The following is a 20,420-nucleotide window of genomic DNA, read 5'->3' as shown; positions in this document are numbered from 1 at the left end:
CCTCGAAGTGGTCACCGGGCGTCGTGTACGGTGTCGCTCGAGACACGGGGTGCCGCATCCAGCGGCTGAGATCACACCCGTCGAACCTGCTCGAGCTCGTACTCGCGAAGGGATCGTCCATGGAAACCGCTGCGCCCTCCCCTGCCTGGGCCCACCGAACCGCCGAACTGCTCGAGGCCGTGCGTGCCCGGGCCCCGCTGGTGCAGTGCATCACGAACACCGTCGTGCAGAACGTCACGGCGAACGTGCTGCTCGCACTCGGGGCCTCGCCCGCGATGGTCGACGTGGCGACCGAGGCGGGGCCGTTCGCCCGCGTCGCGGATGCCCTGCTGGTGAACACCGGCACTCCGCACGCCGAACCGCGGGTCGCCGCGCTCGAGGCCGTGCACGCCGCCCGGGACGCGGACACTCCGTGGGTCCTCGACCCGGTGGCGGTCGGCTCGCTGCCGGTGCGCACCGCCCTGGCGCGCGACCTGCTCGCGTTGCACCCGACGGTGCTGCGGGGCAACGCCTCCGAGGTGCTCGCCCTGCTCGGCGACTCGGCCGGTGGCCGCGGGGTCGACAGCACCGTGGGCACGGAGGACGCCCGGGTCGCGTCCGTCACTGCTTCGGACGGGAGGCTCGTGGCCGCGGTGGCCGTGTCGGGTGCGGTCGACCTGCTGGTCGCGCCGGGCATCGGTGTGGTCCGGGTGGCGAACGGGACCGACCTGCTCACGCGGATCACCGGTGGTGGGTGTGCGCTCGGCGCGGTCGTCGCCGCGTTCACGTCGGTCGCGCCGGAGGACGCGGGCGCCGCTGCCGTCGCCGCCACCGCCGTGCACACGATCGCCGCGGAACTCGCGGCGCGGGACGCCGGCGGGCCGGGGACCTTCCAGCCGCTGTTCCTCGACCGGTTGGCGTCGCTGACTCCGGAGGACGTCGTCCGCGAGGCCCGGATCACGGTCGAGAGGGCTCCTGCGGTCGACACCCGGGCGGTGCCGGCATGAGCGGGCTGCAGTCCGCCGGGTTCGGCGTCTACCTGGTGACCGACGGCGCCCTGGCCGACCGGCACGGCATCGGGGTGCTCGGGGTCGTCCGTGCCGCCGTGCACGCCGGGGTCCGGATCGTGCAGGTGCGGGACAAGGACGCCTCGGCGCGTGACCTGCTCGCGCTGACCGCGGCCGTCGCCGACGCCGTCGGGGACCGTGCGACGGTGGTGGTCGACGACCGGCTCGACGTCGCCCTCGCCGCACGGCACGCGGGACACCGGGTCGCGGGCGTGCACCTCGGCCAGTCCGACGTCCCCGTCACGGCCGCCCGTGCCCTGCTCGGAGCGGACGCCCACGTCGGTCTCACCGCGAACACGCTCGCGCACCTTGCTGCCGTCGAACGGCTCCCCCGCGGCACCGTGGACCTGCTCGGCGTCGGGGTCGTGCACCCCACGGCGACGAAGGCGGACCACCCGCCGGCGCTGGGCCACGATGGGTTCGCCCGGCTGGCCGCCGCGACCGACGTGCCGTGCGTGGCGATCGGCGGGGTGACCCTCGACGACGTCGTGCCGCTCCGGGCTGCCGGTGCCGCAGGGGTCGCGATCGTGTCGGGCATCTGTGCTGCAGCCGACCCCGGATCCGCGGCGGCGGCGTACGTGTCCGCGTGGGGCCCTGGACCCGACCACGGGACGGAGGTGAGGCGGCTCGCAGAAGGTGATCCGGTCCTCCCGGCCTCCACGCACCACGGGGCGGACGCATGAGCGTCCCACGGGTGCTGAGCATCGCCGGGACCGACCCGACGGGCGGGGCCGGGATGCAGGCGGACCTCAAGGCGATCGCCGCGCACGACGGGTACGGGATGGGGGTCGTGACGGCGCTCGTCGCGCAGAACACGCACGGGGTGCGATCGGTGCACGTGCCGGACGTCGGGTTCCTGCGGGAGCAGCTCGACGCGGTGTCGGACGACGTCGTGGTCGACGCGGTGAAGATCGGGATGCTCGGCACCGCCGACGTCGTGCGGGTCGTGACGGACTGGCTGCGGGAGCACCGGCCGCCGGTGGTCGTCGTCGACCCGGTGATGGTGGCGACGAGCGGGGACCGGTTGCTCGACGAGGACGCGGCCGCAGCCATGGGGGCGCTGTTCGCGCTCGCCGACCTGGTGACGCCGAACCGGGCCGAGCTCGTGGTGCTGGCGGAGCTGGCCGGACTGTCGTCGTCGGCGTCGTCGCTGGATGCCGCGCGTGCCGTGGCGGCGCGGTGGGACGTCCTGGTGCTGGCGAAGGGTGGGCACGACGAGGGGCCGACCTCGGACGACGTGCTCGTGGCACCGGACGGCACCGTGCGGGTGTTCACGGGTCCCCGAGTCGCGACGACGAACACGCACGGCACCGGGTGCTCGCTCTCCAGTGCGATCGCGACGGTCGCCGCGCGGCACGGCGACTGGGAGCTCGCGGTCGGGGTGGCGAAGGAGTGGCTGACGGCAGCGCTGCGCGGGGCCGACGCGCTGTCGGTCGGGAGCGGCAACGGCCCGGTCGACCACGGGGCGCAGGCGCGGGCAGCCCTGCCGGCGCTGTCGTACACGGACGTGTGGTGGGCGGATGCGGCGTCGGTGCTGCAGGAGACGATCGACTGCGCGTTCCTGGTGGGGCTCCGGGACGGGACGCTCGAGCCGGAGGTGTTCGCGGGCTACCTGGCGCAGGACGTCCACTACCTGCGGGCGTACGAGCGGCACCTGGCGGCGCTCGGGGTCGGTGCTGGTGCTGGTGCTGGCGGTGCTGCTGCGTTCTGGGCGGCGGCTGCGCAGGGGTGTGCCGACGAGGCGCGCGACCTGCACCACCGTCGTCTGGCCGGTTCGCACGCCGACGACCCCGTGCACCCCACGTGCGCCGGGTACCTCGCGCACCTGCAGGAGGCCGCCGACTCCGGCTCCCGTGCGGTGCTCGCCGCCGCGGTGCTGCCGTGCTTCCGGGTCTACGCCTGGGTCGGGTCGCAGCTCGGGGTCGCTCCGGACGGGCACGCCTTCGCGGACTGGATCACGGCGTACGGGGACCCGGGGTTCGCAGCGTCGAGCGCCGAGGCGACCCGGCTCGTCGAGGAGCTGGCCCGTGCGGCGACGCCCGACGAGCGGGGGCGGATGGCGCGGGCGTTCCGGCGTTCGACGGAGTGGGAGCTCGCGTTCTTCCGGATGCCGACGGCAGGGGCTGCTGGTGCCGGGGCCACCGCGGCTGCGGGCGACGCGGTCACGGCGGGCGGTGCGGTCGGTGCCGCCGCGGCTGTGGGCGACGCGGTCGGTGCCGCCGAAGCGACACTGCTGCGCTGACGGCCGTCGAACACCCCGCGAAAGCGACAGATGTCCGGAGAAGTTCCGCAGGGATCTGTCGCTTTCCGGAACGGGGGGCCGCCGACACAGGCCGACGACCCGGGCTAGCGAGCGACCGGCGGCAGCCGCACCAGTTCGACGGACAGGTCGGCGCCGTTGACCGTGCCGCGCATCCACGTGTGGTCGGGCTGGCGACGGCGGTCGGTCGGCGAACCGGGGTTCAGCAGGCGCATCCCCGACGGCGCCACGGTGTCCCACGGGATGTGCGAGTGGCCGAAGACGAGCACGTCGGTGTCCCGGTACTCGGCGTCCATCCGGCGCTCCCGACCGGTCGACGCCCCGGTCTCGTGCACCAGGGCGAACCGCAGGTCCTCGACACCGAACCGGGCGACGAGCGGCAGCCGGTCGTCGAACTCCGGACCGTCGTTGTTGCCCCGCACGCCCTCGAACCGGCGGGACCGCGCCTGCACGGCGTCCAGGGTGGCCAGGTCGACCCAGTCCCCCGCGTGCACCACGAGGTCGGCCGCGTCGACGTCGGCCCACAGCCCGGGCGGCAGGTCCTTCGCGCGCTTCGGCAGGTGTGTGTCGGACAGCAGGACGAACGACGTCGTCACGACTCGGTGGGTGCCGGCATCGGGAGCCCGGCCTCGTCCGAGGCACCGAGGCGCTCCAGCAGCCCGGCGAGCAGCGCGATGTCGTCGTCCGACCAGTCAGCGAGCCGTTCGTCGAGCGCGTCGCGGTGCAGCTGCACCGACCGCTCGAGCGCCGCGCGGCCGGCGTCGGTCGCCTCGAGCGGCTTCGCGTTGCCGCTGCCGCCGTCGGTCGTCCGCACCAGTCCGGTCGCGAGGAGCCCGGACAGCTGCCGCGAGATCGTCGACCGGTTCAGCCGCAGGTAGCGGGCGATGTCGATGGCCATGCAGCCCGGGTGCTGGACGACGAAGTCGACGAGGGACTGGTCGACGACGCTCAACACCTGGTCGGAGCCGCGGGCACGGATGCTCGCCCGACGGGTGATGCGGGCGAGCTCGGTGTACGCCCGGCTGATGTCGCTGTTGCGGACCCTCGAACTCGGGTGGTCCATGGTGGCTCCAGCCTGTCTGCGCCGGCGCCGGCCGGCGGTCTTCTCGTCCGGTCACACTACCGGCGGGTCCGCGGAGAGTGGGGTCAGTGACCGGAGGCCGCGGCCTGCAGTGCGGGGATGTCGAGCTTGACCATCTGCATCATGGCCTCGAAGACGCGGGCGTTGGCCTCCGGATCACCCGATCCGCTCATCAGCTCCCCCAGCATCGACGGGGTCACCTGCCACGCCAGACCCCAGCGGTCGGTCAACCACCCGCACGCCGTCGGGCTCCCGCCGTCGGCGAGCAGGGCGTCCCACAGCCGGTCGAGCTCCTCCTGCGTGTCCACGTCGATCTGGAACGAGACCGCGTCGGTGTGCGGGTGCCCGGGGCCGCCGTTCATCGCGCGGTACGGGGCGCCGAGCAACGTGAACTCCACGACCAGGGCACGGCCGTCGGGCATCCGGCTGACGCTGTCGACGCGGCTGTCGGGGAACAGTCCGACGTAGTACTCGGCCGCTTGCTCGGCCTGGTCGTCGTACCAGAGGAACGGGGTGATGGTGGGCACGGGAGCCCCTTCGTTCGGTGCTCAGTCCGCGGCGCTGCGGCTGAGCAGGTCGGCTTTCTCGGGGTGTTCGTCGAACCACTTGCCGACGAACCAGCACATCGGGACGATGCGCTTCGTGGTCGACGACTCGACGTCGGCGACGGCGTACTCGACGAGTTGCGCCGCGTAGCCGTGGCCGCGGTGCTTCGGGACCGTGTAGGTGTGCGGGAACGCCACCGCGTCACCGTTCACCCGGTAGTCGAGCACGCTCACGAGCTCGCCGCCGACGTACATCGCGTAGCGGTCCTGGTCGGTCTCGTCGCGGAACTCGGGGTCCATGCCGCCATCATGCTCCCGGCGGGGCGTTCGCGCCCCCGGGGAATGCACGACGGCGGGCAGCGTTGCAGGGACACCATGACAACCATCGGAATCATCGGCGCCGGCAACATCGGATCCCAGCTCGCTCGACTCGCGGTACGGAACGGCCACCAGGTCGTCATCGCGAACTCCCGCGGCCCGGAGACCCTGACCGACCTGGTCACGGAACTCGGCGACGACGCACGCGCAGCGACCCGCGACGAGGCAGCCGCAGCTGGCGAGACCGTCGTCGTGACGGTGCCGCTCGCCGCGATCGAGACGATCCCCGTCGAGCCCCTCGTCGGCAAGGTCGTCATCGACACGAACAACTACTACTGGGAGCGCGACGGCCACATCGCCGCCCTCGACGACCAGTCCACGACAACGGCCGAGATGCTGCAGGACCACCTGCCCGGCGCCCGTGTCGTGAAGGCGTTCAACCACATCGGCGCCGACGACCTGACCGGCCACGCGACGCCCGCCGGCACCCCGGACCGTCGTGCCCTCGTCATCGCCGGCGACGACGACTCCGCCAAGCAGACCGTCGCCGAGCTCATCGACGCGTTCGGCTTCGACGTCGTCGACGCCGGACCGCTCGCCGAGGGCTGGCGCATCCAGCGGGACACCCCCGGCTACGGCCCGCGGATGACCGCCGCCGAGCTGCGCGACGCCCTGGCCGCCGCGACGCGCTAGTCCGCAGCGCCGCGCCGCGCGGCCGCCGCACCGCCGACGTTTCGCGCTGAGCGACACCCCACGGGCTCCGCACCCCGTGACCTGTCGCTCAGCGCGAAACAAACCGGCGCGAAACAACTCGGCGCGGAACGAGCGCGCCCGCTCAGGCCCGGTCGAAGATCGTCGTCATGTCGGCGATGTCGTCCTCGGTCGGCGCCCAGGTGGTGCCGGCCTCGACGTTCTGCGTTATCTGCTCCGGCTTCGTCGCCCCCGCGATGACGCTCGACAGCCCCGGCTGCGCCAGGAGCCACGCGAACGTCGCCTGCAGCATCGTCACGCCCCGGTCGTCGCAGAACCGCTGGTAGTCGTCGAGCACGTCCCACGGGGCGTCCTCGAGCACCTGCGGCTTCGAGGTCGTCAGCCGACCGTCGGCCGGGCCGCCCGCCTTCGTGTACTTGCCGGTGAGCAGCCCGTTGTACAGCGGGAAGAACGGCAGGAACCCGAGCGCGTACGCCCGCACGGCCGGCAGGACCTCGGCCTCGGCATCCCGGGCGAGCGGGCTGTACTCGTTCTGCGCGGACACGAACGCGGTGGTCCCGGCGATCGACGCCGTGAGTTCGGCCTCGGCGATCTGCCACCCCGCGAAGTTCGAGTGCCCGACGTACCGGATCTTGCCCTCGCGGACCAGGTCGTCGAGGACCGACAGGGTCTCCTCGATCGGCGTCACCTCGTCGGGCCGGTGCATCTGGTACAGGTCGATCCAGTCCGTGCCGAGGCGGCGGAGCGACGACTCGACCGCGAGCCGCACGTACCGGCGGGACCCGCGGACGCCCCAGTCCGGCCCGTTCGCGCCCTGCATGTCCATGCCGAACTTCGTGGCGAGGACGATCTCGTCGCGGCGGCCGCGGATCGAGCGTCCGAGCATCTCTTCGGACATGCCCGGCACGCCGCCGTAGATGTCCGCGGTGTCGAAGAGCGTCACCCCGGCGTCCAGGGCCGCGGCGACGACGGCGTCGGTGCCCTCCTGCGACTCGGACGCGGTTCCCCGCCGCCCGAAGTTGTTGCAGCCGAGGCCGACGGTGGAGACGACGAGCCCCGAGGGGCCCAGGGGACGGTGTTCGATTCCGGTCATCACCCGAACGTACCGGCGACCCCGAACTGGGGCTGCGATCCACACAGCGGTTGCCGCTACAACTGAGCATGGATCAGTCGACGGAAGGAGCGCCGCAGTGGCAGCGCATCGCATGCCCGAATCGGACCGGCCCCGTCGGCCCGTCCCGGCCTGGGTGACCGCGCCGCCCGTCGACGAGGTCGCGCCCGAGCGGGTCGCCGCCGCCGGTCACGTGAACGCCTCCGGCCGGGAGGCCCGCCCCACCCCCGCCTCGCCACGCGCCGCCCACGCGGCGCCGGTCCCACCGACCACGGTCGCCGCGGCAGGGAACGCCGCGGCTGAGCAGGCACCCGCCGCGCATGCGCCGGCCGCGCACGCACCGACGTCCGAGCCCGCGTCGATCGCCGCACTGGTCGAGGCCGACGCCCCGGTGCCCGACTTCCCGCCGCAGCAGGAACTGCTGCCCCCGGCCCCGACGTCGCCGAACGTGCACACCGTGCCGTTCGAGACGCCCGCGGTGCCGCCATCGTCGGTCGTCCCCGCCTCCGGGCTCGTGGTGCCGGTCTCCCCGGTCGCCGCCGCACCCGCGTCGGCGGACGCGACACCGCTCGTCGCGCCGCTCACCACCCCCTCGCCGCTCACCACCCCCTCGCCGGAGGCCTCCCCGGCACCGCCGTCCGCCGCACCCGCCGTGCCCGTCGCCGGACAGCCCCGGTTCTCGGTGCCCGGCCTCGAACACGTGGTCGTCGAGGGCACCGAACCCGAGCCCGTCGGCCCGATCGGCTACCGGACGCCCCGTCGCTTCGCCCACCAGCAGGCCGCTGCACGGTCGGCCGCACCAGCACCCGCATCCGTGCGGTCGTTCGACGCCGTGCTGCACGCGGCGCCAGCCGCCGCTCCCGGCAGCCCTGTCGTCGCGACCCGGAACGCCGACGCGACCGCGGCCCTGGTCGCCCCCGCCCCGGTGCCGCAGGGTGCCGGCGGGGGCGAGGCGGGCCTCCCGACCGAACTGCTCGACCAGCCCGTGACCGCAGCCGCCGTGCCGGAGCCCCGCCGTGCGCTCGGCGCGGTGCTCGGTGCCGTCGCCGGGATCGCGACGATCGGTCTGGCGGCCTGGTGGTTCTCCGCTCCCGCGACCGTGCACGGCGTCGGCGTGGTGCTCGGACTGCTCGCGCTGGTGCTCTCGATCGTAACGCTGCGCGACCGCACGACCACGTGGCAGCGACCGGTCGCCCTGCTCGGCGCCGTGCTCGGTGGCGTCGGCACGGTCGTGCTGCTGTGGGCGGTCGCGGCGGCGCTGCTGCCGCTCGCGGGCGTGACGTTGCCGGACGTCACCGGCACCGGCACGACCCCGACGCTCGCCCCGTAGCGCCGCGAGCGCTCAGACGCCGTCGTCTCGGCAGGACGCCGCGTCGACGTCGAGACGCCCCCGAAAGTCGCGGCGTCTCGGCGGCTCGGCGGTGTCGAGACAACACGCCGGCGTCTTGCCGCGGACACCAGCCCGAACACGCCGGCGTCTCGCCGCCGATGCACGCGCTCAGACGGCGCGGACGACCCCGCGGGACAGGATCGCGTTCGTCAGTGCGTCGATCGGCTCCCGCTGCACCGTCGGGTTCGCGATGAGGACGTAGTCCACCGCCGGCAGGTCCGGCAGCCCGAGCCGCTGCGAGACCTTCACCAGGTCGGCCGGGATCAGCGAGTGCGGGAACACCGCGACGCCGATGCCCGCGCGCACCGCGGCGAGCACCCCGTTGACGTCGCGGGTGTTGCAGGTGATCCGCCAGGTGCGGCCGGCTGCCTCGAGGGCGTCGATCGCCATCTGCCGGCTGATGCTCGGCGCCTGGTACGCGATGAGCGGGACGGGTTCGCCGGGTTCCAGGGCGATGCCGTCCTGCGCCATCCACACCATCTGGTCGGTGGCGACCCGGGTGCCCTCGGCGGACTCCCCCGCCGTCTGCTTGATGAACACCAGGTCGAGCTGGCCGGCGTGCACCCGGCGGAGCAGGGGTGACGACTGGTTCACCGTGAGCTCGAGGTTCACCTGCGGGTGCAGTCGTCGGAAGTCCCGCAGGATCCGCGGCAGCTGGGTGATGGCGAGGTCGTCCGCCGCCCCGAACCGCAGGCGTCCGCGGGTGGCCGCGCCGGAGAAGTAGGCGTCGGCGGTGGCGTGCGCGGCGAGGATCGTCCGTGCGAACCCGGCCATCGCGTCCCCGTTGTCGGTCAGGGCGACGCCGCGGGTGTCCCGGGCGACCAGGGTGCGCGCCACCGCGGTCTCCAGGCGCCGGACGTGCTGGGACACCGTCGGCTGGCTGATGCCGAGCCGGGTGCCGGCCTGCGTGAAGCTGCCGGTCTCCGCCACGGCCAGGAACGTCTGCAACAGGACCGGATCGAGCACGTCGCGCCTTCCGTCGGTGCGACCTCATTCGACATCGCAATGGAGTGATAGCCACCATAGGGGTATCGAATGGCCCGGCGCCACGTAGTTTCGTTGGGGTACCAGATCCACACCGACGTCCGGAGAACCCCGCACCGTGAGCGCGTCACCGACGACCCTCCCCCCGCCCACCGAACCGCTCCCGATCCAGGCCACGCGACCGCCGTGGCGCCACACGCTCATCGCCCTGTCCGTGCCGAACTTCCGGCTGTTCACGGCGACCAACCTGGTGGCGATGACCGCCGGCTGGATGCAGCGCATCGCGCAGGACTGGCTCGTGCTGCAGCTGACCGGGTCGGTCGCGCAGGTCGGCATCACGGTCGCCTGCCAGTTCGCGCCGATGCTGCTGTTCGGGCTGCTCGGGGGCGTCCTGGTCGACCGGTTCTCGAAGCGCGCGCTCATGATGATCACCCAGGGAGCCTTCGCGGTGCTGTCCGCGCTGCTCGCCGTCCTGACGCTCGCCGGCGTCGTCGAGGCGTGGCACATCTGGGTGATCGCGTTCCTGGTCGGCATGGTCACCGTCATCGACAACCCGGCACGGCAGGTGTTCGTCACCGAGATCGTCGGGCACAAGCACCTGCGGAACGCCATCAGCGTGAACTCGTCGGTGTTCCAGCTGGGCGGCATGATCGGTCCGGCGCTGTCCGGGGCCCTGCTCGTCGCGGTCGGGGCGGGGTGGTCGTTCGGCGTGAACGCGATCGCCTGCGTCGCCGTCGTCGTGACGCTCGGGTTCCTGAAGGTCTCCGAACTGCACCGCACACCACCGGCGCCCCGCAGCAAGGGGCAGCTCGTGGAGGGCCTCCGCTACGCCGTGCACAAGCCGACGATCATCGTGCCGGTGATCCTCGTCGCGTTCTTCTCGGTGTTCGCGCTGACGATGCCCGTGCTGCTGTCCGCCTTCGCGTCACAGGTGTACGACGTCGGCGCCGGCGGCTACGGGGTGTTCAACTCCGCCGTGGCGATCGGCGCCCTGGTCGGTGCGCTGCTCTCCACCCGGAGGGCCGTCGTCCGGCTCCGCACCATCGTCGGCGGGGTGTTCTGGACGGGTGTGCTGCTCGTCGTCTCGGGGTCGATCCCGGCGATCGCACCGTTCACCGTCGCGCTGGTTGCTGTCGGGATGTCGCAGCTGCTGTTCCAGACCGCGTCGAACTCGCTCGTGCAGCTGTCGTCGAACGTGGCGATCCGCGGCCGGGTGATGTCGCTCTACGTCCTCGTGCTGCTCGGCGGACAGGCGATCGGCGGGCCGCTGATGGGCCAGATCGTCGACCGCTTCGGTGCGCACGTGGGGATGATGGTCGCCGGAGGCGTGCCGGCTGCTGCCGCCGCCGTGATCGCGCTCGTGCTCGCCCGCCGGGGCGGCCTGCACCTGGCGGTGCGGATGCGCCACCACCTGCCGGTGCCGGCGATCGTCGCGCACTGACGCGGGCCCTGGCGGTGACCGCCCGCCGGCCTGGAGGCCCGTGGCGGCCCTGCCCCGCGCCTCCCGTCCGCCCCTTGGTCGCGCCGGGCGGTGCGCAAAACACCGGTGTTCACGCTCGACGCCGCGGGATCCCGCGGTGTGTTGCGTGAACACCGGTGTCTTGCGAGGGGCCGTGCCTCAGTAGGCGACGCCGAAACGCGTCTGGTGGTGCGCCGGGGTGACGATCTCGTCGACGAACGCGATCGCGTAGTCGGCGCCGGAGATGTCCGAGTTGCCCTCGGCGTCGGCGAGCAGGACCTCGTCCGAGGCGCGGTAGGTGCCGCGACGCTCGCCCGGGTTGTAGCTGCCGAAGGCCGCGGCGGGGCTCACGTAGAACCAGTCGACCTCGGTGTCCGACGCACGGAGGGCGTCGAGGATCTGCGCGTGGCTCTTCGCCTCGCCCTTGAAGGCGTCCGGGAAGCCGTCGGTGTCGAAGAGGCGGGGGCCGTCCTCGGACACGCGCATCGAGCCGGCACCGCCGACGATGCCGAGCCGCGCACCGGCTGCAGCGGCGGCGTCGACGAAGTGCTGGAACTTGTCCTTCAGCTCGCTGCCGTCGGCCTGCACGGCGTGGAGCGAGACGATGACGACGTCGGCACCCTTGGTGACCTCGGACACGAAGTCGGCGTCGAACGCGTCACCCTGCGCCAGGGTGAGGCCCTCGGCCGGCTCGAGCTTGCTCGTGTCGCGGGCGACCGCGGTGACGGCGATGCCGCGGGAGAGTGCCTCGTGGGTGATGGCGGAGCCGGCGTAGCCGGTGCCTCCGAAGACGACGATGTTTGTCATGGTGTTCCCTTCGTGGACGTGCTGGGCGTCGGTGACGTTGACAGTCACCGTACAAGAGTTACTCTCTTTGAGTAAGTAGGCACCTGGCGGTGCGTTACGGAGGACACCATGTCAGCACTCGAGTACAGCCCCTACGCGGCGGACTGCCCCAGCCGGCAGCTGCTCGACCGCATCGGCGACCGGTGGAGCGTGCTGACGATCGGCGCCCTCGCCGACGGTCCCGCACGGTACTCGGCGGTGGCGGCCCGGGTGCAGGGGGTCTCCCAGAAGATGCTCACCCAGACGCTGCGGGCCCTCGAGCGCGACGGCATGGTGACGCGGACGGTGTTCCCCGAGATCCCGCCGCACGTGGAGTACGAACTGACCGAGCTCGGGCGATCGCTGCGCACGGTGCTCGTGCCGCTGGAGGACTGGGCCACCTCGCACATGCCCGACGTCGCCGAGGCGCGCGAGGGGTACGACGCGCGCTGAGCGACCCCGCACTCGGAATCCCCGACGGCGACGAGTGGTTGCCTGGGGACATGCGATCGATCGTCTACACGAAGCCCGGTGCCAGCAGCGTCCTCGAACTCGTCGAGCGGGAGATCCCGGAGCCCGGAGCCGGTGAGGTCCGCGTCCGCGTCGTCGTCTCCGGCGTCAACCCGACCGACTGGAAGGCCCGTGCCGGCGGCACGTACGGTGACGGACTGCCGTTCCCCGAGATCACGCCGAACCAGGACGGCGCAGGCGTCGTCGACGCCGTCGGCCCCGGAGTCGACGGGCTGGCCGTCGGCGACGCCGTCTGGCTGTTCATGGCGGCGGCGTCACGGCCGACCGGCACGGCACAGGAGTACACGGTCGTACCCGAGTCGCGCGTGGTCCCGCTGCCTGACGGCGTCTCGTTCGACGTCGGTGCCTCGCTCGGCGTCCCCGCGATGACGGCGCACCGAGCGCTCACCACCCACGAGGACGGCCCCGCACGACTGGGGCCCGGAGCCCTCGACGGCTTCACCGTGCTCGTCGCCGGCGGCGCCGGTGTCGTGGGGCACGCCGCGATCCAGCTCGCCCGCTGGGCCGGAGCGACCGTCATCACGACGATCAGCTCGGACGCGAAGGCAGCCCTCGCCACGGCGGCCGGCGCCCACCACGTCGTGAACTACCGCGAGGAGGACGCCGCCGAGCGCATCCGGTCGATCGCGCCGGACGGTGTCGACATCGTCGTCGAGGTGTCGATCCCGCAGAACGCCGCGCTGGTCGCCGACGTGCTGGCGAACCACGGTGTCGTGTCGATCTACGCGAACAACGGCGGCGACGAGGCGAGCTTGCCGATCCGCCCGAACATGAGCGTGAACGCCCGCTACCAGTTCCTGCTGCTCTACACGATCGGCGACGAGGCGCTGTCCGCGGCGGCCGAGGACGTCACCGAGGCGCTGCACGACGGTGTGCTGCCGGTCGGCGAGGACGCCGGACTCCCGCTCACCCGGTTCGCGCTCGAGCAGACCGCCCAGGCGCACGACGCGGTCGAGCAGGACACGGTCGGCAAGGTGCTCATCGACGTGACCGAGGCGCCGTAGCTGCGGCGCCGGAGCCGGCCCCGGCTCGGGCTCGGGCTCGGGCTCCTCGGACGACGAACGGCTCCCACGCACGCGTGGGAGCCGTTCGTCGTGGACGTTGCGGGAGGGGTCAGCGACCCAGTCGCGCGGCGATCGCTGCGGTGACCCGGAGCCGGGCTGCAACGCGCTCGCGTTCGATGTTGGCGGCGATGACGTCGAGGTCTTCGTAGTCGGCGTCGGTGGTCGTGTCGTTCCAGTTCGGCGAGGAGATCCGGGCACGCCCGAACGACGGCGGAGCAGGGTTCACGGTCGTCATGGGGGCATCGTACGTCGAGCGTCCGACAGAGCGTGTGAGCATCACGGGCCTTTCCTTGGATTGCGGTCGCGCTCGGGGAACGAGTAGGTCAACGAGAACGCGACGGCCATGAACGACGCCATCATCGCGATGTTCTTGGCGTCGAGTTCGGTGAAGGCGTCGGGGACCGGAGAGTCGACGGTGAGCATGCCGAACGAGTACTGGTCGGACCGGATCACCACCGAGACGTACGAGGTGTACCGCGGCTCGAAGCCCGGCAGGTCCTGGTCGACGTCGACGTCGGCCGAGCGGTCGCCGACGATCCGGGGTGATCCCCCGACGAGCACCCACTCGAGGTTGCGGTCGCCGTAGGGCGTGCCCGCTCGGAAGACCCCGGCGGTGTCGCCGGCCCCACCGTGACCGATCGGCTCGAGGGCACGCAGATCGGTGGACAGCTGGTACACGTTCGCGCGGACGTCGGGCACCTTCGGCAGCAGGTAGAACGCCAGGGCCACGGCGACGCGGTCGGCGACGACCGAGAGCTCGCCGTGGCGATCGGACCGGGGCAGCTCGGTGAACCGGACGAGCCGGGTGGCGATCTGGCCGAACGCGTACCGGACCGCCGTCGACTGCTCGAGCTCCGCCGCGGTGGCGTTGTCCTCGGCCACCGACCGAGCGGCGTCGCTGCGCCGGGTCCGGACCACCTGCACGGTCACGGCGCCGACGAGCACGACGAGCCCGAACGCGACGAGCGACAGTCGGACCGCCGGCGTGACGAACAGGTTCGGCAGCTGGAACGCCGCGGTGGGCGCAGCAGCCACCACGATCGGCCACACGACCGTGCTGACCCGTCCTGAACGCTGGTTCCCCATGACCACGACGCTAGGTCACGCCACCGACGCGGACGGAGTTGTCCACAGGCGGGTTCTCCACAGGACGCACCGGCCTCCACCGGCCCGTCGCACGCAGCTGGTAAGCAGGACCCATGACCGACGTCAGCACGCCCGTTCCCGGATCCAGAGCCCTCGTCCTCGGTGGCGGAGGTGTCGCCGGCATCGCGTGGGAAGTCGGCGTCCTCGTCGCCCTGCAGGAAGCCGGCGTCGACCTCGACGCCGCTGACCTCGTCGTCGGCACCAGCGCCGGCAGCGTCGTCGGCGCGTTCGTCCGGAACGGCGCCGTCCAGCAGGCCTACGACCAGCAGCACACCCCGGCGCCGACCACCTACCAAGAGCCGGCCCCCATCGACGTCGAGGCCGTGCAGCAGCACATCGGCGCAGCACTGCAGGGTGCGACCGGCGAACAGGACGCCCGGGCTCGACTCGGTCAGGCCGCCCAGCAGGTCGTCGGTGGTCAGAGCGACGACGAGCGCACGGCGACCTTCGGCGAGACGCTCCCGTCCACCGAGTGGCCGGAGAAGCCGCTCGCCGTCACTGCGGTCGACGCCACCGACGGCACCTTCCGCCTGCTGACGGCGGCCGACAACGTGCCGCTCCCCCGTGCGGTCGCCGCGAGCTGCTCGGTGCCCTTCGTCTGGACACCGGTCGCCATCGACGGCCGCCCGTACGTCGACGGGGGCGTCCGCTCGGGCACCAACGCCGATGCCGCCGCCGGGTACGAGCGCGTGCTCGTCATCGCCTGCGGCCCCGAGGGCCCGTCCCCGTGCGGGCCGTGGCTCGACGTCGCCGTCGAGGCCCTGCGCGCCGGTGGTTCGTCGGTCGAGGTCGTCGTGGCGGACAGTGCCTCCCAGCAGGCCTTCGGCACGAACTCGCTCTCGCTCGCCACCCAGGCACCGTCGGCCGAGGCCGGCCACGCCCAGGGCACCGCGGTCGCCGAGCAGGTCGCCGCCTTCTGGGCCGAGGACCTGGCGAGCGTGCACGCATGAGCACCCCGTTCTCCGACCTCGACCAGTACGTCGCGCTCCCCCGCGTCGACGGCATCGACATCAGCCCCGACGGCACCCGCGTCGCCCTGACGGTCAGTGCCCTCGACCCCGACGGCACCGGGTACCGCCGGTCGATCTGGCAGGTACCAGCAGCCCCGGCCGAGGACGCGGACGACGCCGGGACACCCGCCGCACGCCCGGTCCGCCTCACGCGCTCCGCCAAGGGCGAGGGCGGCATCGCCTTCACCCGCACCGGCGACCTGCTCTTCGTCTCCGCCCGGCCCGACGCCGACGCCACCGACCTCGAGGCCGCCCAGCTCTGGGTGCTGCCCGCGACCGGTGGCGAGGCCCGTCCGCTCACCCGCCTGGCCGGCGGCGTCGGTGGGGTCCTGGCCACCGCGGCCTCGTCGGACGTCGTGGCGCTGACCGCCGACCTGCTGCCGGGGGCCGGCTCCGACCCCGCGACCGTGCTCGAGGCCGACGCGGAGCTCCGGAAGAGCCGGAAGGACAAGCAGGTCCGCGCGATCCTGCACGAGACCTACCCGGTCCGGTACTGGGACCACGACCTCGGGCCGGCCCAGACGCACGTGCTGACGCTCGACACGGCCGACAGCGACAGCGACACCGGCAGCGACGCCGTCGGCGCCAGCGCCGAGCCCGTCCAGCCCGTCGACCGCACACCGACCCCCGGCCGCTCGCTCGACCACGTCAGCGGGGCGCTCACGCCCGACGGCTCGGTCCTGCTGGCATCCGTCGGCGTCCGGGAGGCCCGTGGAGACCGCTCGACGCTCGTCACCATCGACCTGTCCAGCGGCCACCGCACGGTGCTGTTCGACGACGTCGACGTCGACCACGAGATGCCGGCGCTCAGCCACGACGGCCGGACGATCGCCTGGGTCCGGACCGTCCGCTCCACCCCGGCCGGCGCGAACCAGCAGGAGGTCTGGGTCGCCGGCATCGACGGCTCCGACGCCCGCCGCGTCGCGACCGACTGGGACCGCTGGCCGAGCCAGCTCGTGTTCGAGCACGGCGACCGCGCGCTCCTGGCGGTCGCCGACCAGGACGGCCGCGCGCCGGTCTTCCGCATCCCCCTCGACGGCGGCGCCGTCGAGCAGCTGACGCACGACGACTGGGCGTACTCGAGCCTGCGCGTGGCGGCGGCGACGGGCGTGGTCGTGGCGCTCCGGGCCTCCTGGGCGGCCCCGCTGCACCCGGTGCGGATCGCGACGGACGGCACGGTGACCCCGTTGGCGACGCCGGCGCCCCTGCCGGACGTGCCCGCCCACCTGGAAGAGGTCGAGACGACCGCGGCCGACGGCGCCCGCGTGCGCGGCTGGCTGGTCGTCCCCGAGGGCGACGGGCCGCATCCGCTCGTCCTGTGGATCCACGGCGGACCGCTCAACTCGTGGAACCAGTGGTCCTGGCGCTGGAACCCGATGCTGCTCGCGGCCCGGGGCTACGCCGTCCTGCTGCCGGACCCCGCGTTGTCCACCGGCTACGGACTCGACTTCGTGAACCGCGGCTGGAACGCCTGGGGCCAGGCGCCGTACACCGACCTGATGGCGATCACCGACGTGGTCGAGGCGCGGGCGGACATCGACGCGACCCGCACCGCCGCGATGGGTGGGTCGTTCGGCGGGTACATGGCGAACTGGGTCGCCGGGCACACCGACCGGTTCCGCGCGATCGTCACCCACGCGAGCCTGTGGGCGCTCGACCAGTTCAACGGCACGACGGACTCGTCGCAGTACTGGTCGTCGATCTTCGACGCCGACGGGATCGCGGCGAACGACCCGCACCGGTTCGTGGGGGACATCACGTCACCGATGCTCGTCATCCACGGCGACAAGGACTACCGGGTGCCGATCGGCGAGGGGCTGCGGCTCTGGTCCGAGCTCGCGGAGCACCACGCGGCACCGGACGGCTCGATGCCGCACCGGTTCCTGTACTTCCCGGACGAGAACCACTGGGTGCTCGCTCCGCAGCACGCCGTGGTCTGGTACGAGACGGTGTTCGCGTTCCTCGGGCAGCACGTGCTCGACCAGGAGTGGGAGCGGCCGGCGCTGCTCGGGTAGCGCGGCGGGCCGGGCTGGCCGCTAGACGAACGCGGCCTGCCCGGTGATCGCCCGCCCCACGATCAGGGTGTTGACCTCGCGCGTGCCCTCGTACGAGTAGATCGCCTCGGCATCGGCGAAGAACCGGGCCACGCCCTTGTCGAGCACGATGCCGTTGCCGCCCTGCACCTCGCGGCACCAGGCGACGGTCTCCCGCATCTTCGCGGTGGCGAACGCCTTGGCCAACGCCGAGTGCTCGTCGCCACCGACCCCGGCGTCCTGCATGGCCGAGGCCTGCGTGCACAGTGCGATCGAGGCCGTGATGTTCGACAGCGACTTGACGAGCAGGTCCTGCACGAGCTGGTGGGCGGCGATCGGCTTGCCGAACTGGATCCGCTCGCGGGCGTAGGCGAGCGCGGCCTCGTACGCCCCGACCGCGATGCCGACGGCCTGCCAGGCGACCTCGGTGCGGGTCAGTCGGAGCACCTCGGCGGTCGAGCGGAACGACGTCGCGTTCTGCAGCCGACGCGACTCGGGCACCCGGACGTCCTGCATGACGATGTCGGCGTTCTGCACGCCGCGCAGCGCGATCTTGTCCTCGATCTTCGTCGCGGTGAAGCCCGCGGTGTCGGTGGTGACGAGGAAGCCCTTGACCTGACCGTCGGCGACGTCCTTCGCCCAGATCACGACGACGTCGGCGAAGGTGGCGTTGCCGATCCAGCGCTTCTCGCCGTCGAGCACCCACGCGTTGCCCTCGCGCCGGGCGGTGGTGCGCAGGCCCTTCGCGGAGTCGCTGCCGGAGTACGGCTCGGTGAGCCCGAACGCCCCGACGATCTCACCTGTGGCCATCCGCGGGAGCCACTCGCGCTGCTGTTCGTCGCTGCCGGCGACCGCGATCGAGTTCATCGCCAGGCCGGACTGCACGCCGATGAAGGTGGCGACGCTCGCGTCCACGCGTCCGAGTTCGAGGGCCGCCCAGCCGCGGTACACGGCCGAGTTCTCGAACTGCCGCACGAGCGGGACGCCGGGCCCGTACATGCCGAGCTCGGCGAGCGGCGCGATCACCTGCATCGGGAACTCGGCGCGCGCCCAGTACGCGTCGGCGATGGGCGCGACCTCGCGCTCGAGGTACTGCCGGAGCTGCCCGAGCGATGCGCGCTCCTGCTCGGTGAGCTGTTGCTGGAAGCCGTAGAAGTCCGATTCGAGCAGGGGCGTCGCGGGCATCGTCGTTGACATGGGAACCACGATGCATCATTCTCGAAAACGTTGCAAGAGAGGATCGCGTGTACACATCGGACTCTGCGCTGGGCGCCTTCCGGGAGGCCCGTCACACCTTCATCGCCGGCTCACGGATCGACATGGGGGCGTTGGCTGCCGCACTCGGCGTCGACCGCACGTCGCTGTTCCGGTGGGTCGGCAACCGTGACCGGTTGCTGTCCGAGATCCTGTGGTCCCTCGCAGTCCCGACCCTCGACGGAGCCACCCACGCCGCCGACGAGATCGGGGCGACCGGAGCAGCCCGGCTCGTCGTCGTGCTCGACCGGTTCACCGCCGACCTGATCGACGCCCCGTACTTCCGGGCGTTCCTGACGCGCGAACCCGCTCGGGCGATGCGTCTGCTCACCACCTCGGACAGCGACGTGCAGAGCCGGTTCGTCGCCCGGGTCACCGCACTCATCGAGCAGCAGGAGTCGTCCGGTACGTTCGATCCGGCACCGTTGTCGGCTGAGGAGCTCGCACGGCTGCTCGTCCGGATCTCCGAGTCGTTCACCTACGCCGAGTTCATCTCCGGTGAGACCCCTGATCCCGACCGAGCACGTGCGGCGTTCGAGTACGTCCTGCGGCCCGACGCGGTGCACGCCACACCCGCACCACCGATCGGAGACCGATGACCATCGACGAGTACCCGTTCCGCCGCTCGTATCCCACCAGGTGGAACGACAACGACATGTTCGGGCACGTCAACAACACGATCTACTACTCGGCGATGGACAACGCGTCGACGTACTGGTTCCGCGAGGTCGCCGGGCTCGACCCGTTCTCGTCGGAGTGGATCGCCGTGCTGGTGTCGTCGAGCTGCCGGTTCGTCGAGTCCGCCGTCTGGCCGGACGTCATCGAGGTCGGGATGCGCTCGAAGCACCTCGGCACCACGAGCCTGTCGTGGGAGTTCGGCCTGTTCCGCCAGTCCGACGGCGCCCTGCTCGCCACCGGTGAGTTCGTGCACGTCATCATCGACCGCGAGGGCGCCCGCCGACCGATCCCGCTGCCCACCGAGCTCCGCGCGCTCGTGACCGGCTCGATGGTCGCGCAGCAGGCCGCCGTCGCCGACTGACGACCTCAGCCCTTCAGTGCAGCCAGCTCGAGGTTGATGTCGTCGGGGTCCTGCACGGACAGGATCACCATGCCGGCGTCGCCGAGGTCGGTGACCTCGCCGTGTTCGACACCCGCGGCATCGAGTCGGACGGCCGCCTCGTGCAGCTCGTCGACCGAACCCACGACGAAGCTCACGTGGTCGAGGCCGACGGTGTCCGGATCGAACGTCTGCCCCGCGGGAGCGACCGGACGGAGTCCGAACACCTGGTCACCGAGCCGGAACACCGATCCGCCGTAGAAACGCTCGCGGTCCTCGCGGACACCCGGCTCGTCGACCTGGTCGCTGAAGTCGATCGCCGGATCCGTGCCGAGCAGCAGCTGGTAGAAGGCCTTGCTCCGGTGGATGTCGGTCACGGTGACACGGACGTGGGCCAGGGCGGTCGGGCGTGCGAACGGCTCGGTCATGGTGGAGCTCCTCAGGGGTTGCGCGCCGTGGTTGCGACGCGCACCCGAGGCAACGCTCGGTCCCTCCGAAGCACCCGAGGGCGTGCGGCGACCGGACAGCCCCGTGGACGACGTTCCGCACCCCACACAACCGAAGTGCCCCCGAACCACGCGATCGCGCGGTTCGG

At 72.4% G+C, this 20,420-nt stretch carries 23 protein-coding genes and 1 riboswitch; of the genes, 12 read left to right on the top strand and 11 right to left on the bottom strand.

All coding sequences use genetic code 11. The annotated features are described in order from the left end of the window. Positions 1-35: 35 nt before the first annotated feature. A riboswitch (TPP riboswitch) is annotated at positions 36-131 on the top strand. From thiM to thiD, 3 genes are all read left to right on the top strand, one after another. After that, positions 120-986, top strand: a complete 867-nt coding sequence (gene thiM, locus HP445_RS14280; protein WP_175330822.1) for a hydroxyethylthiazole kinase — start codon at positions 120-122, stop codon at positions 984-986. (Overlaps the previous riboswitch by 12 nt.) Continuing rightward, positions 983-1,729 carry a thiamine phosphate synthase gene (gene thiE / locus HP445_RS14275; protein ID WP_128779664.1) on the top strand — a complete coding sequence of 249 codons (747 nt, stop codon included), beginning with the start codon at positions 983-985 and terminating at the stop codon, positions 1,727-1,729. The genes thiM and thiE overlap by 4 nt, the downstream gene beginning before the upstream one ends. Next, positions 1,726-3,288, top strand: a complete 1,563-nt coding sequence (gene thiD, locus HP445_RS14270; RefSeq protein WP_128779663.1) for a bifunctional hydroxymethylpyrimidine kinase/phosphomethylpyrimidine kinase — start codon at positions 1,726-1,728, stop codon at positions 3,286-3,288. The genes thiE and thiD overlap by 4 nt, the downstream gene beginning before the upstream one ends. 104 nt (positions 3,289-3,392) lie before the next feature. Here thiD and HP445_RS14265 read toward each other — a convergent pair whose 3' ends face one another. The 4 genes from HP445_RS14265 to HP445_RS14250 form a co-directional block, all read right to left on the bottom strand. Continuing rightward, positions 3,393-3,902, bottom strand: coding sequence for a metallophosphoesterase family protein (locus HP445_RS14265; protein ID WP_128779662.1), 510 nt, complete (start codon positions 3,900-3,902; stop codon positions 3,393-3,395). Further along, positions 3,899-4,369, bottom strand: a complete 471-nt coding sequence (locus tag HP445_RS14260; protein WP_051596672.1) for a MarR family winged helix-turn-helix transcriptional regulator — start codon at positions 4,367-4,369, stop codon at positions 3,899-3,901. Before HP445_RS14260 ends, HP445_RS14265 begins: the two co-directional genes overlap by 4 nt. 83 nt (positions 4,370-4,452) lie before the next feature. Next, complete coding sequence (locus HP445_RS14255; RefSeq protein ID WP_128779661.1) at positions 4,453-4,914, bottom strand: VOC family protein; 462 nt, start codon at positions 4,912-4,914, stop codon at positions 4,453-4,455. Between the two features lie 21 nt (positions 4,915-4,935). Next, positions 4,936-5,232 carry a GNAT family N-acetyltransferase gene (locus HP445_RS14250; protein WP_111023751.1) on the bottom strand — a complete coding sequence of 99 codons (297 nt, stop codon included), beginning with the start codon at positions 5,230-5,232 and terminating at the stop codon, positions 4,936-4,938. Between the two features lie 75 nt (positions 5,233-5,307). On the opposite strand from HP445_RS14250, the gene HP445_RS14245 reads away from it, so the two are divergent. Next, complete coding sequence (locus HP445_RS14245) at positions 5,308-5,943, top strand: NADPH-dependent F420 reductase (protein WP_128779660.1); 636 nt, start codon at positions 5,308-5,310, stop codon at positions 5,941-5,943. A 142-nt stretch (positions 5,944-6,085) separates the two neighbouring features. On the opposite strand, the gene HP445_RS14240 is transcribed toward HP445_RS14245, so the two are convergent. Further along, positions 6,086-7,054: an aldo/keto reductase gene (locus HP445_RS14240; RefSeq protein WP_111023756.1), complete on the bottom strand. Its 969-nt coding sequence runs from the start codon at positions 7,052-7,054 to the stop codon at positions 6,086-6,088. Between the two features lie 97 nt (positions 7,055-7,151). Between HP445_RS14240 and HP445_RS14235 the strand changes: the two genes are divergently transcribed. Next, entirely contained in the window at positions 7,152-8,402 is a 1,251-nt protein-coding gene (locus HP445_RS14235) for a hypothetical protein (protein ID WP_128779659.1), read from the top strand. 168 nt (positions 8,403-8,570) lie between these two features. Here HP445_RS14235 and HP445_RS14230 read toward each other — a convergent pair whose 3' ends face one another. Then, entirely contained in the window at positions 8,571-9,428 is an 858-nt protein-coding gene (locus tag HP445_RS14230) for a LysR substrate-binding domain-containing protein (RefSeq protein WP_017886578.1), read from the bottom strand. A gap of 136 nt (positions 9,429-9,564) precedes the next feature. Between HP445_RS14230 and HP445_RS14225 the strand changes: the two genes are divergently transcribed. Continuing rightward, entirely contained in the window at positions 9,565-10,887 is a 1,323-nt protein-coding gene (locus HP445_RS14225; protein ID WP_128779658.1) for an MFS transporter, read from the top strand. A 177-nt stretch (positions 10,888-11,064) separates the two neighbouring features. Here HP445_RS14225 and HP445_RS14220 read toward each other — a convergent pair whose 3' ends face one another. Beyond that, a complete protein-coding gene (locus HP445_RS14220; protein ID WP_111033793.1) occupies positions 11,065-11,712 on the bottom strand; it encodes an NAD(P)-dependent oxidoreductase in 648 nt (215 codons plus the stop codon). 108 nt (positions 11,713-11,820) lie between these two features. Between HP445_RS14220 and HP445_RS14215 the strand changes: the two genes are divergently transcribed. Both HP445_RS14215 and HP445_RS14210 read left to right on the top strand, forming a co-directional pair. Further along, complete coding sequence (locus tag HP445_RS14215) at positions 11,821-12,183, top strand: winged helix-turn-helix transcriptional regulator (RefSeq protein ID WP_071247254.1); 363 nt, start codon at positions 11,821-11,823, stop codon at positions 12,181-12,183. A 50-nt stretch (positions 12,184-12,233) separates the two neighbouring features. Next, positions 12,234-13,265 carry an NADPH:quinone reductase gene (locus tag HP445_RS14210; RefSeq protein ID WP_128779657.1) on the top strand — a complete coding sequence of 344 codons (1,032 nt, stop codon included), beginning with the start codon at positions 12,234-12,236 and terminating at the stop codon, positions 13,263-13,265. A 109-nt stretch (positions 13,266-13,374) separates the two neighbouring features. Here HP445_RS14210 and HP445_RS14205 read toward each other — a convergent pair whose 3' ends face one another. Both HP445_RS14205 and HP445_RS14200 read right to left on the bottom strand, forming a co-directional pair. Continuing rightward, positions 13,375-13,560 carry a hypothetical protein gene (locus HP445_RS14205; RefSeq protein WP_027465208.1) on the bottom strand — a complete coding sequence of 62 codons (186 nt, stop codon included), beginning with the start codon at positions 13,558-13,560 and terminating at the stop codon, positions 13,375-13,377. Between the two features lie 41 nt (positions 13,561-13,601). Further along, entirely contained in the window at positions 13,602-14,411 is an 810-nt protein-coding gene (locus HP445_RS14200) for a GAF domain-containing protein (protein WP_128779656.1), read from the bottom strand. Positions 14,412-14,524: 113 nt separating this feature from the next. Here HP445_RS14200 and HP445_RS14195 point away from each other — a divergent pair, with 113 nt between their 5' ends. Both HP445_RS14195 and HP445_RS14190 read left to right on the top strand, forming a co-directional pair. Continuing rightward, positions 14,525-15,421: a patatin-like phospholipase family protein gene (locus tag HP445_RS14195; RefSeq protein ID WP_128779655.1), complete on the top strand. Its 897-nt coding sequence runs from the start codon at positions 14,525-14,527 to the stop codon at positions 15,419-15,421. Beyond that, positions 15,418-17,496: a S9 family peptidase gene (locus tag HP445_RS14190; protein ID WP_128779654.1), complete on the top strand. Its 2,079-nt coding sequence runs from the start codon at positions 15,418-15,420 to the stop codon at positions 17,494-17,496. The genes HP445_RS14195 and HP445_RS14190 overlap by 4 nt, the downstream gene beginning before the upstream one ends. A gap of 21 nt (positions 17,497-17,517) precedes the next feature. Here the strand turns inward: HP445_RS14190 and HP445_RS14185 are convergent, their stop codons facing one another. Next, the gene (locus tag HP445_RS14185) at positions 17,518-18,699 is read right to left on the bottom strand and encodes an acyl-CoA dehydrogenase family protein (protein ID WP_128780113.1); all 1,182 of its coding nucleotides are present in this window, start codon (positions 18,697-18,699) and stop codon (positions 17,518-17,520) included. Positions 18,700-18,758: 59 nt separating this feature from the next. Between HP445_RS14185 and HP445_RS14180 the strand changes: the two genes are divergently transcribed. Beyond that, positions 18,759-19,367 carry a QsdR family transcriptional regulator gene (locus HP445_RS14180; RefSeq protein WP_128779653.1) on the top strand — a complete coding sequence of 203 codons (609 nt, stop codon included), beginning with the start codon at positions 18,759-18,761 and terminating at the stop codon, positions 19,365-19,367. Then, positions 19,364-19,807 carry an acyl-CoA thioesterase gene (locus tag HP445_RS14175; protein ID WP_111023777.1) on the top strand — a complete coding sequence of 148 codons (444 nt, stop codon included), beginning with the start codon at positions 19,364-19,366 and terminating at the stop codon, positions 19,805-19,807. Before HP445_RS14180 ends, HP445_RS14175 begins: the two co-directional genes overlap by 4 nt. A gap of 5 nt (positions 19,808-19,812) precedes the next feature. Here the strand turns inward: HP445_RS14175 and HP445_RS14170 are convergent, their stop codons facing one another. After that, positions 19,813-20,253 (bottom strand): VOC family protein, encoded by a 441-nt coding sequence (locus tag HP445_RS14170; protein ID WP_128779652.1) that lies wholly within the window; start codon positions 20,251-20,253, stop codon positions 19,813-19,815. Between the last annotated feature and the right edge of the window lie 167 nt (positions 20,254-20,420).

The sequence above is a fragment of the Curtobacterium flaccumfaciens genome (assembly GCF_013359815.1).
In the GTDB taxonomy this organism is placed as follows: Bacteria; Actinomycetota; Actinomycetes; order Actinomycetales; family Microbacteriaceae; genus Curtobacterium; species Curtobacterium flaccumfaciens.
Note: the sequence above shows the minus strand (reverse complement) of the source record. Positions and strands in the feature narration are given on the sequence as shown.

Excerpts from the sequence above, each read along its gene's own strand:
- thiM (WP_175330822.1), top strand. The coding sequence starts at position 120 with ATGGAAACCGCTGCGCCCTCCCCTGCCTGGGCCCACCGAACCGCCGAA.
- thiE (WP_128779664.1), top strand. The coding sequence starts at position 983 with ATGAGCGGGCTGCAGTCCGCCGGGTTCGGCGTCTACCTGGTGACCGAC.
- thiD (WP_128779663.1), top strand. The coding sequence starts at position 1,726 with ATGAGCGTCCCACGGGTGCTGAGCATCGCCGGGACCGACCCGACGGGC.
- HP445_RS14260 (WP_051596672.1), bottom strand. The coding sequence starts at position 4,369 with ATGGACCACCCGAGTTCGAGGGTCCGCAACAGCGACATCAGCCGGGCG.
- HP445_RS14250 (WP_111023751.1), bottom strand. The coding sequence starts at position 5,232 with ATGGACCCCGAGTTCCGCGACGAGACCGACCAGGACCGCTACGCGATG.
- HP445_RS14245 (WP_128779660.1), top strand. The coding sequence starts at position 5,308 with ATGACAACCATCGGAATCATCGGCGCCGGCAACATCGGATCCCAGCTC.
- HP445_RS14240 (WP_111023756.1), bottom strand. The coding sequence starts at position 7,054 with ATGACCGGAATCGAACACCGTCCCCTGGGCCCCTCGGGGCTCGTCGTC.
- HP445_RS14220 (WP_111033793.1), bottom strand. The coding sequence starts at position 11,712 with ATGACAAACATCGTCGTCTTCGGAGGCACCGGCTACGCCGGCTCCGCC.
- HP445_RS14215 (WP_071247254.1), top strand. The coding sequence starts at position 11,821 with ATGTCAGCACTCGAGTACAGCCCCTACGCGGCGGACTGCCCCAGCCGG.
- HP445_RS14210 (WP_128779657.1), top strand. The coding sequence starts at position 12,234 with ATGCGATCGATCGTCTACACGAAGCCCGGTGCCAGCAGCGTCCTCGAA.
- HP445_RS14205 (WP_027465208.1), bottom strand. The coding sequence starts at position 13,560 with ATGACGACCGTGAACCCTGCTCCGCCGTCGTTCGGGCGTGCCCGGATC.
- HP445_RS14200 (WP_128779656.1), bottom strand. The coding sequence starts at position 14,411 with ATGGGGAACCAGCGTTCAGGACGGGTCAGCACGGTCGTGTGGCCGATC.
- HP445_RS14195 (WP_128779655.1), top strand. The coding sequence starts at position 14,525 with ATGACCGACGTCAGCACGCCCGTTCCCGGATCCAGAGCCCTCGTCCTC.
- HP445_RS14190 (WP_128779654.1), top strand. The coding sequence starts at position 15,418 with ATGAGCACCCCGTTCTCCGACCTCGACCAGTACGTCGCGCTCCCCCGC.
- HP445_RS14185 (WP_128780113.1), bottom strand. The coding sequence starts at position 18,699 with ATGCCCGCGACGCCCCTGCTCGAATCGGACTTCTACGGCTTCCAGCAA.
- HP445_RS14175 (WP_111023777.1), top strand. The coding sequence starts at position 19,364 with ATGACCATCGACGAGTACCCGTTCCGCCGCTCGTATCCCACCAGGTGG.
- HP445_RS14170 (WP_128779652.1), bottom strand. The coding sequence starts at position 20,253 with ATGACCGAGCCGTTCGCACGCCCGACCGCCCTGGCCCACGTCCGTGTC.